Raw genomic sequence first — 15,763 nt, 5'->3', positions numbered from 1 at the left:
GCAAGGGACCATGGCCCCTGGGAGGCCCCGTGTTCAACATGTTCGAGGAGCTCTTCGCCCCGGGACGCAAGCACACCCGCGACGAGCAGAACCGCCTGGAGCTGACCCGCACGGACGTCGGTGACGGCGACCCCGGACGCGGCCCGATAGACCTCGCATCCGGAAAGGTCGTCGTACGCCCGTCCGACCAGCCGGAAGAACCGGAGCAACCTGAGCGACCGGATGCTTCTCAGGAACTCTGACCGGGCGTCTCGGGCCGGGGATTGGCCGCGGCGGTGGCACACCGGCTGGGGCCGGCTGTTCCCGGTTGGTGCACGCTGACCGTTGCGACGCGGGATGCTGACAGCAGGACAACTCCGCGGAGGAGCCGTGTTGTACCAGATCGAGTTCACCGAGCGTGCCGCCGCACAGCGCGACACGCTTCCCGAAGACCGACGCAAGCTCCTGGAGCGCGGGCTGCTGAAGCTGGCCGAGGATCCCTTCACGCCCGTGTCTCAGGCCGTCAGCGGCGAGGACATCCGTGTAGTGTCCGTCGCCCCGGGGCTGACCGTCGGCTAAATGGTCCACCGGGCGTTCCTGATCCTGGTCTCGGTGGCGATCCTCGACCAGTCGTTGATAGACGAATAGGCCACTGCCGGACAGCTACGTCACCTGAAGCTCCAGGATCCGGTCGTCCCCGCCCTCCGGAGACCCTCTCCCGTCCGTCTCGCTCGTCACCAGCCACAGCTTGTCGCCGCCCGCCGACACGACCGTACGGAGCCTGCCGTACTCGCCCTCCAGGAACGCCTGCGGGTCGGCCGCGGTCTCCGTCCCCTTCAGCGGGACGCGCCACAGGCGCTGGCCCTTCAGCCCCGCCATCCATATGGAGCCCTCGGCGTACGCGATGCCGCTGGGGGACGCGTCGTCCGTGTGCCACTGGGCGACGGGGTTCTGGAAGGCCGTGTCGGCGCCCTTGCCCTCCGCCTCGGGCCAGCCGTAGTTGGCGCCCGGCTTGATCTGGTTGAGCTCGTCCCAGGTGTCCTGGCCGAACTCCGAGGCGAACAGCCGCTGCTTCGAGTCCCAGGCGAGGCCCTGCACATTGCGGTGGCCGTAGGAGTACACCGGGGAGTCGGGGAAGGGGTTGCCCGGCGCCGGTTCGCCCTCCGGGGTCAGGCGCAGGATCTTGCCGCCCAGGGAGGCCTTGTCCTGGGCCAGCCCGGTGTCACCGCTCTCGCCCGTGCCCGCGTACAGCATCTTGTCCGGGCCGAAGGCGATCCGGCCGCCGTTGTGGATGTAGCCCTTCGGGATGCCCCGGAAGACCGTGTTCGGGGCACCCAGCTGCTCACCGGCCGGTTTCTCCTCCTCGTAAAGCATCCGGGCGACACGGTTGTCCGACTCCGTCGTGAAGTACGCGTAGACCATGTGGTCCGACGCGAAGTCAGGAGACAGTGCCAGGCCCAGCAGACCGCCCTCGCCGGCCGCCGAGACGCCCGGCACCTCGCCCACCTCGGTCTTCTTGCCCGTCTCCGTGTCGACCCGGGTGATCGTGCCCTCGTCACGGGAGGAGACCAGCAGATCGCCGTCCGGCAGCGGGGCCAGGCCCCAGGGCGTCTTCAGGCCCTCGGTGACCGTGCGCACCACCTTCACCGAGCCCTTGGCCGGCGGGGCCTCCTCGGTGGCCTGCGCGGAGGGCGACGAGTCCGGACTCGTACGATCCGGCGACGCGCTGCCGCTGCTGCCGCCCGGGTCGCCGCCGGCTCCTCCCTCGTCGGAGGAGCAGCCGGCCGTGAGCAGGAGCGTGGCCGCGGCCAGTACGGCCGTCACAGCTCTACGTTGCACGATCATGGTCCCTTCGACGCGACGGGTTCTCCTTGTCATACACCGCTCGCGCCCCACGAGTTCCCGATCACGGGTTCCCGATGCCTGCGGCCTGATTTCGGCGTCAGTCCCACGACCCCTGCGCCCGGGGCAGTCCCGCCACCTCGGCCAGGTCCGCCGCCGAGAGCCGCAGCGACGCGGCCCCCGCGTTCTGGGCCACCCACCGTTCCTGCTTCGTCCCCGGTACGGGCACCACGTGCCGGCCCTGCGCGAGCACCCACGCCAGCGCCACCTGGGCGGGGACGACGTCCGGACCGATCCGGCGCGCCACCCGGCGCAGGCCCGCCACGATCGGCTGGTTCGCGGCCATCATGTCGGCCGTGAAACGGGGATGGCGGGCGCGGATGTCCTCCGGTTCGAAGCCCTCGCCCGGGGTCAGCGTCCCGGTCAGGAAGCCGTTGCCCAGGGGCATCGCCGCCAGGAAGCCGATCCCGCGCGCCGCGCACCACGGCAGCAGCGCGTCCAGCGCCTCCCTCGACCACACCGACAGCTCGGCCTGCACGGCGCTGACCGGGAACACCTGCTGCACCCGCTCCAGTTGGCGGATCGTCGCGTCGTGCAGCCGCGCCCCCGGCCGGCGCCCGGACCGCGCGCCCATCGCGGACAGCCCCAACGCCCGTACCTTTCCCGCCTGTACGAGTTCCGCCAGCGCGCCCCAGGTCTCCTCGACAGGTACCTCCGGGTCCGCGCGGTGCAGTTGGTAGAGATCGATGACGTCCGTCTGCAGGCGTCGCAGCGAGGCGTCGCACGCCCGTTTCACGTATCCAGGGCGGCCGTTGGCCACGATGTGCTGATCGCCGACCAGCAGACCGACCTTCGTCGACACGAAGGCGTCCCGGCGCCGTTCCCTCAACACCCGCCCCACCAGCAGTTCGTTGGTGAACGGGCCGTACATGTCGGCGGTGTCCAGGAGCGTCGAGCCCTCGTCCAGGGCCCGGTGCACGGCCCGCAGCGACTCCTCGCCCCGCCGCCGAGAGGCGCTGTACGCCCAGCTCATCGGCATGCACCCGAGGCCAACGGCCCCCACTTCGAGCGCCGCCGCGCCGATCGTCCTGCGCTCCACCTGGTCGTGAACCTCTCTCTCCTTGCCCCCCAAACCTAACCTCTGTACGCACAGGGGTTCGCCTACGCTCGTGACCATGACTGCTGACGTGTGGCTCCCCATCCCGCCGGAGGAGATCGAGGGCCTGCCCGAAGGGCCCGGCTACCTCTTCTGGAACGGCGATCACGACTACCCCGGGGACCCGGCCGACTGCGCGTTCTACGTCGTGCCGTACATGAAGTCCGTCGAGGTCTGTGTACGTCCCCTGCCGGAGATGACCGGCGTCCAGGTGCTGCAGACGCTGTCCGCGGGCGTCGACAACATCCAGCCCGGGCTCGGACAACTGCGCCCGGGTGTACGGCTGTGCAACGCGCGTGGTGTGCACGAGGCGAGCACCGGTGAGCTGGCCCTCGCCCTGATCCTGGCCTCGCTGCGCGGCATCCCCGACTTCGTGCGGGCCCAGGACAAGGGGGAGTGGCGGGGCGGGTTCCGGCCGGCGCTCGCCGACAAGAGCGCCCTCATCGTCGGCTACGGATCGATCGGCGCCGCCATCGAGGACCGGCTCGCGCCCTTCGAGCTCGCGCGGGTGGCGCGCGTCGCGCGCTCTGAGCGCACCACGGCGCGCGGACCGGTGCATCCGCTCACCGAACTGCCCGCCCTGTTGCCCGAGGCGGACATCGTGATCCTCGCCACGCCCCTCACCGATCAGACAAGAGGGCTGGTGAACGCCGAGTTCCTGGCCCGGATGAAGGACGGCGCACTGCTCGTGAACGTGGCCCGGGGGCCCGTCGTCGACACCAAGGCGCTGCTCGCCGAGCTGGAGTCCGGGCGTCTCACGGCCGCCCTCGACGTCACCGATCCGGAGCCGCTGCCTCCGGGGCACCCCTTGTGGCAGGCGCCCGGCGTCCTCATCAGCCCGCACGTCGGCGGCCCGACGTCCGCGTTCCGGCCGCGCGCCGAGAGGCTGCTGGTGGACCAGTTGAGTCGTTTCATGAACCAGGAGCCGCTGCGGAACGTGATCCTTACGACAGGGGCGGTCGACGCGTAGTCCGGTTCGGGCACCCTCCGCATTCCCCCGTATGCGGGGTGTGTCGGCATCGCGTCCGGCCGTTACGGAGAGTAGAGGAACTATGTCCCTGAGTGACGAGACTGGTGTATCGTCCCGACAGGGGCTGCGCCGCGAACCCTTCGGCGCCGGGGATGGACATTGCAGACTGTGAGGGGGGCGACGGGCGATGCACGGCCTATGGACGAACGATCCGACGCGGCGGGGCCGCCGACGGCGACCCTGGTGCACGGCCGCGCGCAGACGCGGCCACAGCATCCATCATCAGCACCGCCGGCACAGCGGTCGCCGGAGGCACGCCCACACCGCGCCTCCGACCCCCGGCGCGCACCCGGCGCAGTGGGTCGCGCGGGACACGGTCGCGGTGCGGGCCCGGAGTGTCCGGTGAGTTCCCCCGGGGCACTGCTGGCCCGCCGACCGGTCCTCGGCGGCGGGACGAGCCTGGTCTCGCAGCTCGTACTGGCGCTGGTGTGCGCGGGATACGCCGTCGGTTCCGCGCTCGGCTGGGGTTCCCCCCGGCTCGCCCTGATCATGGGTGACTTCGGGCTGAGTGCCGCGGCGGGCGCCGCGGCCGTGTCCTGTTTCCTCTATGCGCGCCGCCGGATCCGCTTCCGGCCCGCCTGGCTGCTGTTCGCGCTGTCGTCCGCCATGGCCTGCCTGGGCAACCTCGTCTGGGGCTGGTACGAGGTCGTGCTCGGCCAGGCCGTGCCCAGCCCCAGCTTCGCCGACCTGTTCTTCCTGTGCTTCGCCCCGCCCGCCATCGTGGGACTCCTGGTCCTCGCCAAGCGGCCGGTGACGAGGGCCGGCTGGGTCTGCATGGTCCTCGACGCCTGGCTGATCGGCGGCTCGCTGCTCACTCTGTCCTGGAGTCTCGCGCTGGCGCAGGCCGCGAAGGCCGACGGGCCGAGCGTCGCGCGCACCGCGTTGTCGCTGGCCTACCCGCTGCTCGACATCGCCCTCGTCAGCATGGCCCTCGCGCTGCACTTCCGGCGCTCCTCCACGAACCGCTCCGCCGCGAACACCGCGATCGGCGCGCTCGCCCTGACCGTGGGCTGCGACGCCCTGTTCACCTCGCCCCTGCTGCACAGCAACTACCACTCGGGCCAACTGCTCGACGCGGGCTGGTTCGCGGGCTCGCTGCTGCTGGCGTACGCCCCATGGGTCGGCTCCGGGCACGGCGACCCGGGCGAGTCCGACGGGCACACGCGCGTGGTGCACGAACACCGCCCCGGGCGGCAGCACCCGGGCAGGCCCGGGGGGTACCGGCCCGTACCCCGCCAGGGCCAGGTGCCCGCCCCCAGGCAGGGGCATCCGCCCGCGCCGGGAGGCGATCACGGCCGGTATCCGTTCACCCGGCCCATCACCGGCTCCCTGGCCGCGCTCACGCCGTATCTGGCCGCCGCCGTGTGCACGCTGGGCGTCCTCTACAACGTTCTCAACGGCCGCAGCCCCGACCGCGTGGTGCTCATCACCGCGGGCGGCGTCGTCCTCGCGCTGGTCGTGCGCCAGGGCATCATGCTGCTCGACAACATCACCCTCACCCAGGAACTGGCCCAGAAGGAGAACCACTTCCGCTCCCTGGTGCAGGGCTCGAGCGACGTCATCATGATCGCCGCTCCGAACGGGATGCTGCGGTACGTCAGCCCGGCCGCCGCCGGGGTCTACGGGCGGTCCGCGGAGGAACTCGTGGGCACCGAACTGGCCCATCTCATCCACCCGGAGGATCTGGGCTGCGTGGTGCACGAAGTGCGCCGCTTCCTCGCCGCCAGCCCCGGCGAGGAACCCACCACCCGCATCGAGTGCCGCTTCAAGTCCGGCGACGGAGGCTGGCTCAACGTCGAGTCCACCGTCAACCGGCACCACGGCGGCCTCATCTTCAACAGCCGGGACGTCACCGAACGGGTACGGCTCCAGGCCCAGTTGCAGCACAACGCCGAACACGACCCGCTCACCGACCTGCCCAACCGCGCCCTGTTCACCCAGCGCGTGCAGCAGGCCCTGTCCGGCCGTCGCTCCACCGACCGCGGCACGGCCGTCCTCTTCATCGACCTCGACGGCTTCAAGGCCGTCAACGACACGATCGGACACCAGGCCGGCGACGAACTGCTCGTCCAGGCCGCCCGCAGGCTCCAGGACTCGGTCCGCCACGGGGACACCGCCTCCCGGCTCGGCGGTGACGAGTTCGCCGCCCTGATCGTCGGCGACGGCACCCGGGACCGTGCCGCGCGCGAACGCCAGATAGGGGAACTGGCCGACAGGCTGAGGCTCACCCTCTCGCAGCCCTACGACATCGACGGCAATGATGTCCGCGTCAACGCCTCGATCGGCGTCGCCTTCGCCGAGCCAGGCCTCGGCGCGGGCGAGCTGCTGCGCAACGCCGACCTGGCGATGTACCGGGCCAAGGCCTCCGGCAAGGGCCGCGTCGAGCTCTACGCGCCCCAGATGCAGCAGGACGTCGTACGGAAGGCGGAGCTGGCCACGCGACTGCGTGCCGCGCTGCACGACGGCGAGTTCGTGCTGCTGCACCAGCCCGTGGTGGCGCTGGACAGTGGCCGGATCACCTCGGTCTCCGCCCAGGCACGCTGGCGCTCCTCGCAGGGAGTGCTCTTCACGCCCGCCGAGTTCCTGCGCGTCACCGAGGACAGCGACAAGACCGCCGAGCTGGACCGCTGGATGCTGGAGGAGGCCGTCGAACAGGCCGCCGAACGCGCCGCGACCGGGCTCTCCGTACCCGTCGCCGTCCGGATGAGCGCCCGGCGGATCCTCGACCGCTCCCTGCCCCTCGGGTCGATCGAGACCCTGCTGACCCGCCACGGGCTGCCCACTGGCGCCCTGGAGATCGAACTGACGGACACCGACCCCCGGGTCTCCCTTGACGAGCTGGAGCGTCGGCTGAACGCCTTCAGGTGCCTCGGTGTACGGATCGCGCTGGACGGCTTCGGCAGCGGCTACGCGCCGATCACGGCACTGCGACGGCTCCCCGTCGACGTGCTGAAACTCGACCGCGGCCTGGTCGACGGTGTCGTCGAGTCCCCGCGGCTGCACAAGATCACCAGCGGGCTGCTCAGAATCGCGGGCGACCTCGGGCTCCAGTCCGTGGCCGAAGGCGTGGACCTGCCGGAGCAGGTGACCGCCCTGCGCGCGATGGGCTGCACGCACGGGCAGGGAATGGCCTTCTCCGGGCCGCTGGACGAGTACCGGCTGCGCCGGGCACTGTCCACCGGCCGCTATCCGGTGCCGAACGGCCCGGCCGAACCCGCGTTCGCGGGCGGCGGTTCCGGGGTGTACACAAGTACAGGTGTGCCCGCTGTTTTCGGAGGCGGAACGGCCCTCCGCTCACATAATGAGACTCCCGTCCCACCCACTTGACAGTCGGTGCGTGCCGGGGGGAGGGTCGACCCCATGCGCACCCGAATTCTCGTACTTGGAAAGCGCGTCGGCTGACGCTGGTGATGGTTTCGGACGGACCCGGAACTTCCAGCGACCGCACCCGGCGCGCTCCCCTCGCTTGCCTCACGGCACGAGGGGTTTTTTGTTGCACCGGCGCAGGTCGGACCGCAACGCACACCGTACAAAACTCGCAAAAACCCTCAGCATCGAGAAGAGAATGCCGATGACCGAGCAGGCCACCGGGGCCCATCATCCGCAGCCGCGGCCCCGTTCCGGAGGACAGCAGTCCGCCCCCGAGCACGTCACGGGTGCGAAGTCCCTCATCCGCTCGCTTGAGGAGGTCGGGGCCGAGACGGTATTCGGCATTCCCGGGGGCACCATCCTGCCGGCGTACGACCCGATGATGGACTCCACGCGGGTGCGCCACGTGCTGGTCCGCCACGAACAGGGCGCCGGCCACGCGGCCACCGGTTACGCGCAGGCCACCGGCAAGGTCGGCGTCTGTATGGCGACCAGCGGACCCGGTGCCACCAACCTGGTGACCCCGATCGCCGACGCGCACATGGACTCGGTGCCGCTCGTGGCGATCACCGGACAGGTCGTGTCCAAGGCGATCGGTACGGACGCCTTCCAGGAGGCGGACATCGTCGGCATCACCATGCCGATCACCAAGCACAGCTTCCTGGTCACCAAGGCGGAGGACATCCCCCGGGCGATCGCGGAGGCGTTCCACATCGCCTCCACCGGCCGCCCCGGCCCGGTCCTGGTCGACATCCCCAAGGACATCCTCCAGGCCCAGACCGTCTTCCAGTGGCCGCCGGTCACCGACCTGCCCGGCTACCGCCCGGTGACCAAGCCGCACGCCAAGCAGATCCGTGAGGCCGCGAAGCTGATCACCGCCGCCAGGCGGCCGGTCCTCTACGTCGGCGGCGGCGTCCTCAAGGCCGGTGCCACCGCCGAGCTGAAGGTCCTCGCAGAACTCACCGGAGCGCCCGTCACCACCACCCTGATGGCGCTCGGCGCATTCCCCGACAGCCACCCGCTGCACGTGGGAATGCCGGGCATGCACGGTGCGGTCACCGCCGTCACCGCGCTGCAGAAGGCCGACCTGATCGTCGCCCTCGGAGCCCGCTTCGACGACCGTGTCACCGGCAAGCTGTCCAGCTTCGCCCCGCACGCCAAGATCGTCCACGCCGACATCGACCCGGCGGAGATCGGCAAGAACCGCGCCGCCGACGTCCCGATCGTCGGGGACGCCCGCGAGGTCATCGCCGACCTGGTGCAGGCGGTGCAGAAGGAGCACAGCGAGGGTCACGCCGGCGACTACACCGCTTGGTGGAAGGACCTCAACCGCTGGCGCGAGACCTACCCGCTGGGTTACGAGCAGCCCGACAACGGCTCGCTCTCCCCGCAGCAGGTCATCGAGCGCATCGGACAGCTCGCCCCCGAGGGCACGATCTTCACGGCGGGCGTCGGCCAGCACCAGATGTGGGCCGCGCACTACATCAAGTACGAGAAGCCCTCGACCTGGCTGAACTCCGGCGGCGCCGGAACGATGGGGTACGCGGTCCCGGCCGCGATGGGCGCCAAGGCCGGGCAGCCGGACCGTACGGTCTGGGCGATCGACGGCGACGGCTGCTTCCAGATGACCAACCAGGAACTCACCACCTGCGCGCTCAACAACATCCCGATCAAGGTCGCCATCATCAACAACGGCGCCCTCGGGATGGTCCGCCAGTGGCAGACCCTGTTCTACAACCAGCGCTACTCCAACACCGTGCTGCACTCCGGGCCCGACGACGTCAATCCGGCGGCCAGGGGCACGCGGGTGCCCGACTTCGTGAAGCTGTCCGAGGCGATGGGCTGCTACGCGATCCGCTGCGAGTCCCCCGACGACCTCGACAAGGTCATCGAGGAGGCGAACTCGGTCAACGACCGCCCCGTCGTGATCGACTTCATCGTCCACGAGGACGCCATGGTGTGGCCGATGGTCGCCGCAGGCACCTCCAACGACGAGATCATGGCCGCCCGGGACGTCCGCCCCGACTTCGGCGACAACGAAGACGACTGAGCGAGAGAGACGTAAAGAGACATGTCCAAGCACACCCTCTCCGTCCTCGTCGAGAACAAGCCAGGTGTCCTCGCCCGGATCACGGCTCTGTTCTCCCGGCGCGGATTCAACATCGACTCGCTCGCCGTCGGCGTCACCGAGCACCCCGAGATCTCCCGCATCACCATCGTGGTCAACGTGATCGAGGCGCTTCCTCTCGAACAGGTCACCAAGCAGCTCAACAAGCTCGTCAACGTGCTGAAGATCGTCGAACTGGAATCCGGCTCGGCGGTTCAGCGTGAACTCGTTCTGGTGAAGGTGCGCGCGGACAACGAGACGCGCTCCCAGATCGTCGAGATCGTCCAGCTCTTCCGTGCGAAGACGGTCGACGTCTCGCCGGAGGCCGTCACCATCGAGGCCACCGGCAGCACCGACAAGCTGTCCGCGATGCTCAAGATGCTGGAGCCGTACGGCATCAAGGAACTGGTGCAGTCCGGCACCATCGCGATCGGCCGCGGCGCGCGCTCGATCACGGACCGGTCGCTGCGTGCCCTCGACCGGTCGGCATAACCAGCGTCAAGGTCGGCGGATTCGGGCGGTCGGGTGATACCGGCCGCCCGTATACCGAGACCCCCGAACCTCACTTCCGCCCGCCGTCATACGGTGGGACGCAACACCTGCACCCAAGGAGAGAACCCAAAGTGGCCGAGCTGTTCTACGACGCCGACGCCGACCTGTCCATCATCCAGGGCCGCAAGGTCGCGGTCATCGGTTACGGCAGCCAGGGCCACGCCCACGCGCTGTCGCTCCGCGACTCGGGTGTCGACGTCCGCGTCGGTCTGCACGAGGGCTCCAAGTCGAAGGCGAAGGCCGAGGAGCAGGGCCTGCGCGTGGTGACCCCCGCCGAGGCCGCCGCCGAGGCCGACGTCATCATGATTCTCGTCCCGGACCCGATCCAGGCCCAGGTCTACGAGGAGTCCATCAAGGACAACCTCAACCAGGGCGACGCGCTGTTCTTCGGCCACGGCCTGAACATCCGCTTCGACTTCATCAAGCCCCCGGCCGGCATCGACGTCTGCATGGTCGCCCCCAAGGGCCCGGGTCACCTCGTGCGCCGCCAGTACGAGGAGGGCCGCGGCGTTCCGTGTATCGCGGCCGTCGAGCAGGACGCGACCGGCAACGCCTTCGCGCTGGCCCTGTCGTACGCCAAGGGCATCGGCGGCACCCGCGCCGGCGTCATCAAGACGACGTTCACCGAGGAGACCGAGACCGACCTGTTCGGTGAGCAGGCCGTTCTCTGCGGTGGTACGGCCGCGCTGGTGAAGGCCGGTTTCGAGACGCTGACCGAGGCCGGCTACCAGCCCGAGATCGCGTACTTCGAGTGCCTGCACGAGCTGAAGCTGATCGTCGACCTCATGTACGAGGGCGGCCTGGAGAAGATGCGCTGGTCGGTCTCCGAGACCGCCGAGTGGGGCGACTACGTCACCGGCCCGCGGATCATCACCGACGCCACCAAGGCCGAGATGAAGAAGATCCTCGCCGAGATCCAGGACGGCACGTTCGCGCGTGAGTGGATGGCCGAGTACCACGGCGGTCTGAAGAAGTACAACGAGTACAAGTCCCAGGACGAGAAGAGCCTCCTGGAGACCACGGGCAAGGAGCTGCGCAAGCTCATGTCCTGGGTCGACGACGAGGCGTAGGTCTTGAGGGATGGGGCCGCGGCGCATGCTGCGGCCCCATCGCCGAACCCCCGGTAAGGCCTTGTCCGGGCTGACCCGTCACGGACGAGTGATCCTTCCGCAGGGGCGGGAGCCGCCCTTCGCCGCGCCACTAGACTGCCGTACTACCAACGCGTCAGGCCCACAGCGTCGTGCGTCTTCCACGCGGTAGCACCTCCACCGCCTGCGGCCGTCGGGACGGCCGTCCGCATAGGACTGAGTGAGGACCTCACGTGAGCTCGAAACCTGTCGTACTCATCGCTGAAGAGCTGTCGCCCGCGACTGTCGACGCGCTCGGCCCGGATTTCGAGATCCGGCACTGCAACGGAGGGGACCGAGCCGAACTGCTCCCCGCCATCGCCGACGTCGACGCGATCCTGATCCGCTCGGCCACCAAGGTCGACGCCGAGGCGGTCGCCGCCGCCCGCAAGCTGAAGGTCGTCGCACGAGCCGGCGTCGGCCTGGACAACGTGGACGTCTCCGCCGCCACCAAGGCCGGCGTGATGGTCGTCAACGCCCCCACCTCGAACATCGTCACCGCCGCCGAGCTGGCCTGCGGTCTGCTGCTGGCGACCGCACGCCACATCCCGCAGGCCAACACCGCGCTCAAGAACGGCGAGTGGAAGCGCAGCAAGTACACGGGCGTCGAGCTCGCGGAGAAGACCCTCGGCGTCGTCGGCCTCGGCCGCATCGGTGCGCTGGTCGCGCAGCGCATGTCCGCGTTCGGCATGAAGGTCGTCGCCTACGACCCCTACATCCAGCCCGCGCGGGCCGCCCAGATGGGCGTCAAGATCCTTTCGCTGGACGAACTCCTCGAAGTCTCCGACTTCATCACCGTGCACCTGCCGAAGACCCCCGAGACCCTCGGTCTCATCGGTGACGAGGCGCTGCACAAGGTCAAGCCGAGCGTGCGCATCGTGAACGCCGCGCGTGGCGGGATCGTCGACGAGGAGGCGCTGTACTCGGCGCTCAAGGAGGGCCGCGTCGCCGGCGCCGGTCTCGACGTGTACGCGAAGGAGCCCTGCACGGACTCCCCGCTGTTCGAGCTGGACCAGGTCGTCTGCACCCCGCACCTCGGCGCGTCCACGGACGAGGCGCAGGAGAAGGCCGGTATCGCCGTCGCCCGCTCGGTGCGCCTCGCGCTCGCCGGTGAGCTGGTCCCGGACGCGGTGAACGTCCAGGGCGGAGTCATCGCCGAGGACGTCAAGCCGGGTCTGCCGCTCGCCGAGAAGCTCGGCCGCATCTTCACCGCGCTCGCGGGCGAGGTCGCGGTCCGCCTCGATGTCGAGGTGTACGGCGAGATCACCCAGCACGACGTGAAGGTCCTCGAACTCTCCGCGCTCAAGGGCGTGTTCGAGGACGTCGTCGACGAGACCGTGTCGTACGTCAACGCCCCGCTGTTCGCCCAGGAGCGTGGCGTCGAGGTGCGGCTGACGACCAGCTCGGAGTCGGCGGACCACCGTAACGTCGTGACCGTGCGCGGCACGCTCAGCAGCGGCGAGGAGGTGTCGGTCTCCGGCACCCTGGCCGGCCCCAAGAACCACCAGAAGATCGTCGCGGTCGGCGACTACGACGTCGACCTCGCGCTCGCCGACCACATGGTCGTGTACCGCTACGCGGACCGGCCGGGCGTCGTCGGCACGGTCGGCCGGATCTTCGGCGAGGCGGGGATCAACATCGCCGGGATGCAGGTTTCCCGGTCGGTGGCGGGTGGCGAGGCGCTGGCCGTGCTGACCGTCGACGACACGGTTGCCCCCGGCGTGCTTGCGGAAGTCGCCGAGGAGATCGGGGCGACGTCTGCTCGCTCGGTGAACCTGGTCTGAGGTGAGCGTCTGTCTGGGGGCTGCCGCCCCCAGGCCCCCGCTTCGGCCCTGAAGGGGCCTCGTCCTCAATCGCCGGACGGGCTGAGATTGCCCGGGCGGCGCTGAAGAGTGGTCGTCGGCCAGGTTCGAACGCGAACGCCGGGTGGACTGGTTATCCCAGTCCACCCGGCGTTTTCCGTCGCCCTAGACGCAGCAGTCCTCCGCCGCCTCCACAGCCGTCTCCCGCACGGTCACCCCGCGGAGCGACCGCACCGCCAGCACCGCCGCCCCCAGCAGCAGTACCACCCCTGCGATCGCAGCCGCCTGCATTCCGTGGGCGTACGCCTCCCTGGCCGTCGTGACCAGCGCGTCTCCCGTGCGCGCCGGGAGCCGCTGGGCCACTGCCAGCGCGCCGCCGAGGGTCTCCTGGGCCGGGGCGGGCGCCGAGGCCGGGATGTCGTGGCGGTAGACCGCCGTACCGATCGAGCCCAGCACGGCCATGCCCAGCGCGCCGCCGAACTCCGCGCCCGTCTCCAGCAGGGAGGCGGCGGCGCCCGCCCTGTCGAGGGGGGCGGTGCTCAGGCCCAGGTCCATCATCTGGGACATCACGACGACGATGCCGGCCGCGAGGACACCCGCCCCGGCCAGCACCAGCCACAGCGAGTCCGTGCCGACCAGGGCCAGCAGCCCGTATCCGCCCGCCGCTGTCACGAAGCCGCCGGCGACGACATGGGCGCGCTGCACGCCCCGCTGTACGAGGGCGGCGGCGACGGGGGCCGCGATACCGACCAGGACCGTCGGCAGCAGGCCCCACAGCGCTGCCTCGATGGAGCTCTTGCCGAGCACCGACTGGAGGTACTGCGTGGTGAAGTACGCCGAGCCCATCATCGCGAACGCCGAGAGCAGGTTCAGGGTGACGGCCGGGCCGAAGCCGCGGCCCCGGAACAGCGCGGGGGAGATGAGGGGCGAGGCCGTCGTGCGCTGGCGCTGGACGAAGAGGTACGCGAAGAACAGGCCGACGGTGACGGACAGCACGTACTCCGTGTGCCAGCCCTCCGACGCGATCTCCTTGAGGCCGTAGATCACGGGGAGGACGGCGGCCATCGACAGGGGGACGCTGAGGAGGTCGAAGCGGCCCGGGTCAGGGTTCTTCGACTCGGGGAGCAGGACCGGGCCGAGGACCAGCAGCAGTGCCATCGCGGGCAGGTTGACCAGGAAGACCGAGCCCCACCAGAAGTACTCGACCAGCAGTCCGCTCATCACCGAGCCGAGGGCGATGCCGCCGGTCATCACGCCGGACCACATGCCGATCGCCTTGGCGCGCTGGCCGGGGTCGCGGAACATCGTGCGGACCAGGGCCATCGTGGACGGCATCAGGGTCGCGCCGCCGATGCCGAGGACCGCGCGGGCCGCGATCAGGGTCTCGGCGCTGTTCGCGTAGGCGGCGAGCAGCGAGCCCGCGCCGAAGGCGGCGGCGCCGATGAGAAGGAGCCGACGGCGGCCGATGCGGTCGCCGAGCGAGCCCATCGTCATCAGCAGTCCGGCCAGGACGAAGGCGTAGATGTCGAAGATCCACAGCTGCTGGGTGCCGGTCGGCTCCAGGTCCGCGCTGATCGCGGGAACGGCGAAGTAGAGGACGGAGACGTCCATCGAGACCAGCAGCAGCGGCAGCATCAGCACGCCCAGCGCGGTCCATTCGCGGCGGCCGGCACGGGTGCCGGGGGACGCGGTCGTGCTCGTCGGGTTCGTCGGGTTCGTCATGCCAGGGAATATACGGCTGTATTAAACGAGTGTCTAGAACGATCGTGTAATTCGTTTGTCTAGGACGATCGTATGGATCGCGGGTAGGGTGGCCGCATGGGACACCGTGAGGATCTGCTCGAAGGCGCCAAGCGCTGCCTGCTGGAGAAGGGCTTCGTGCGCACGACCGCGCGCGACATCGTCAAGGAGTCGGGGACCAACCTGGCGTCGATCGGCTACCACTACGGCTCGAAGGACAAGCTCCTCGCGGAGGCGTACATCTCCCTGGTGGAGGGGCTCTCCGACGACTTCACCCCCGCCGTGGAGACGGCCGGCGGCACCGGACCCGGCTCGCTCGACCGGTTCCAGGAGGTCTGGTCGAACATCATCGCCACCATGCGGCAGCCGGGTTCGCTGTGGCGCCTCAGCGTGGAGATCGTGGCCATGGGTGACCAACTGCCCACCGTCCGGGATCACTTGGCGCAGGCGCAGCGCGAGGCGGGGCGCGGCATCATCCCGCTGTTCCTCGGGGGCAAGGAGGAGGACGTGTCGGAGGACGACGTCGACTCCGTCGGCCAGTTCTACAACGTCCTGATGACCGGGCTCATCTGCCAGTACGTCTTCGACCCGACGACGGCACCGAGCGCGGAACAGCTCACCGAGGGGTTCCGCCGGGTCATGGGCGCAGCTCAGGCCTAGCCTGGGGGCCGCCCTGGAGCCGGGCACCCTTCAGCGCCATGTGCAGCAGCAGGCGGTCCTCGCCGTCGTCCAGGTCCAGGCCCGTCAGCTGCTCCACCCGGGACAGGCGGTAGTACAGCGTCTGGCGGTGGATGCCCAGCTCGGCCGCGGTGCGGCCCGCCTGGCCGGCCCGGTCGAGGTAGACCTCGGCGGTGCGGGCCAGTTCCTGGTGGGCGGGGGCGAGCAGGGTGTGTACGGCGGGGTCCTGGGCCGTGTCCGGGGGCAGCGCCGTGAGCAGGCGGTACGGGCCGATCGCGCCCCACTCCGCGACCGGCCCGAGACGCGGTTCCGCCAGGGCCGCGCGGGCCGCCGCCGAGGCCTCCTGCCAGCCGGCGCCCAGACCGGCGAGGCCGGTGCGCG

At 70.2% G+C, this 15,763-nt stretch carries 13 protein-coding genes; 9 read left to right on the top strand and 4 right to left on the bottom strand.

Annotated elements, in window-relative coordinates; translation table 11 throughout:
• Positions 1-29: 29 nt before the first annotated feature.
• Entirely contained in the window at positions 30-242 is a 213-nt protein-coding gene (locus G3I56_RS30010; protein WP_164414403.1) for a DUF6191 domain-containing protein, read from the top strand.
• Positions 243-369: 127 nt separating this feature from the next.
• Positions 370-558, top strand: coding sequence for a hypothetical protein (locus tag G3I56_RS30005; RefSeq protein WP_239135191.1), 189 nt, complete (start codon positions 370-372; stop codon positions 556-558).
• An 84-nt stretch (positions 559-642) separates the two neighbouring features.
• On the opposite strand, the gene G3I56_RS30000 is transcribed toward G3I56_RS30005, so the two are convergent.
• Together G3I56_RS30000 and G3I56_RS29995 are read right to left on the bottom strand one after the other, a co-directional pair.
• The gene (locus tag G3I56_RS30000) at positions 643-1,857 is read right to left on the bottom strand and encodes a PQQ-dependent sugar dehydrogenase (RefSeq protein ID WP_164414401.1); all 1,215 of its coding nucleotides are present in this window, start codon (positions 1,855-1,857) and stop codon (positions 643-645) included.
• 64 nt (positions 1,858-1,921) lie between these two features.
• The gene (locus tag G3I56_RS29995) at positions 1,922-2,920 is read right to left on the bottom strand and encodes an aldo/keto reductase (protein WP_164414399.1); all 999 of its coding nucleotides are present in this window, start codon (positions 2,918-2,920) and stop codon (positions 1,922-1,924) included.
• 76 nt (positions 2,921-2,996) lie between these two features.
• Here G3I56_RS29995 and G3I56_RS29990 point away from each other — a divergent pair, with 76 nt between their 5' ends.
• The 6 genes from G3I56_RS29990 (at position 2,997) to serA (ending at position 12,946) form a co-directional block, all read left to right on the top strand.
• A complete protein-coding gene (locus G3I56_RS29990) occupies positions 2,997-3,947 on the top strand; it encodes a 2-hydroxyacid dehydrogenase (protein ID WP_164414397.1) in 951 nt (316 codons plus the stop codon).
• A gap of 402 nt (positions 3,948-4,349) precedes the next feature.
• The gene (locus tag G3I56_RS29985; protein ID WP_343240092.1) at positions 4,350-7,334 is read left to right on the top strand and encodes an EAL domain-containing protein; all 2,985 of its coding nucleotides are present in this window, start codon (positions 4,350-4,352) and stop codon (positions 7,332-7,334) included.
• A 244-nt stretch (positions 7,335-7,578) separates the two neighbouring features.
• On the top strand, positions 7,579-9,426 hold the full coding sequence (locus G3I56_RS29980) for an acetolactate synthase large subunit (RefSeq protein WP_203690978.1): 1,848 nt from the start codon (positions 7,579-7,581) through the stop codon (positions 9,424-9,426).
• A 21-nt stretch (positions 9,427-9,447) separates the two neighbouring features.
• Positions 9,448-9,975, top strand: coding sequence for an acetolactate synthase small subunit (ilvN, locus tag G3I56_RS29975; protein ID WP_164323015.1), 528 nt, complete (start codon positions 9,448-9,450; stop codon positions 9,973-9,975).
• A gap of 131 nt (positions 9,976-10,106) precedes the next feature.
• Positions 10,107-11,105, top strand: a complete 999-nt coding sequence (gene ilvC, locus G3I56_RS29970; RefSeq protein WP_164414391.1) for a ketol-acid reductoisomerase — start codon at positions 10,107-10,109, stop codon at positions 11,103-11,105.
• Positions 11,106-11,356: 251 nt separating this feature from the next.
• Complete coding sequence (gene serA, locus G3I56_RS29965) at positions 11,357-12,946, top strand: phosphoglycerate dehydrogenase (RefSeq protein WP_164414389.1); 1,590 nt, start codon at positions 11,357-11,359, stop codon at positions 12,944-12,946.
• 183 nt (positions 12,947-13,129) lie between these two features.
• Here the strand turns inward: serA and G3I56_RS29960 are convergent, their stop codons facing one another.
• A complete protein-coding gene (locus G3I56_RS29960) occupies positions 13,130-14,686 on the bottom strand; it encodes an MFS transporter (RefSeq protein ID WP_164414387.1) in 1,557 nt (518 codons plus the stop codon).
• Between the two features lie 96 nt (positions 14,687-14,782).
• Here G3I56_RS29960 and G3I56_RS29955 point away from each other — a divergent pair, with 96 nt between their 5' ends.
• Complete coding sequence (locus tag G3I56_RS29955) at positions 14,783-15,364, top strand: TetR/AcrR family transcriptional regulator (protein WP_164414385.1); 582 nt, start codon at positions 14,783-14,785, stop codon at positions 15,362-15,364.
• On the opposite strand, the gene G3I56_RS29950 is transcribed toward G3I56_RS29955, so the two are convergent.
• The coding region (locus G3I56_RS29950) for a helix-turn-helix domain-containing protein (RefSeq protein ID WP_164414383.1) at positions 15,342-15,763 on the bottom strand (422 nt) is incomplete at its 5' end. The two genes, G3I56_RS29955 and G3I56_RS29950, sit on opposite strands and share 23 nt — an antisense overlap.

The organism is Streptomyces sp. SID12488, from assembly GCF_010548275.1.
Classification (GTDB): Bacteria; Actinomycetota; Actinomycetes; order Streptomycetales; family Streptomycetaceae; genus Streptomyces.
Note: the sequence above shows the minus strand (reverse complement) of the source record. Positions and strands in the feature narration are given on the sequence as shown.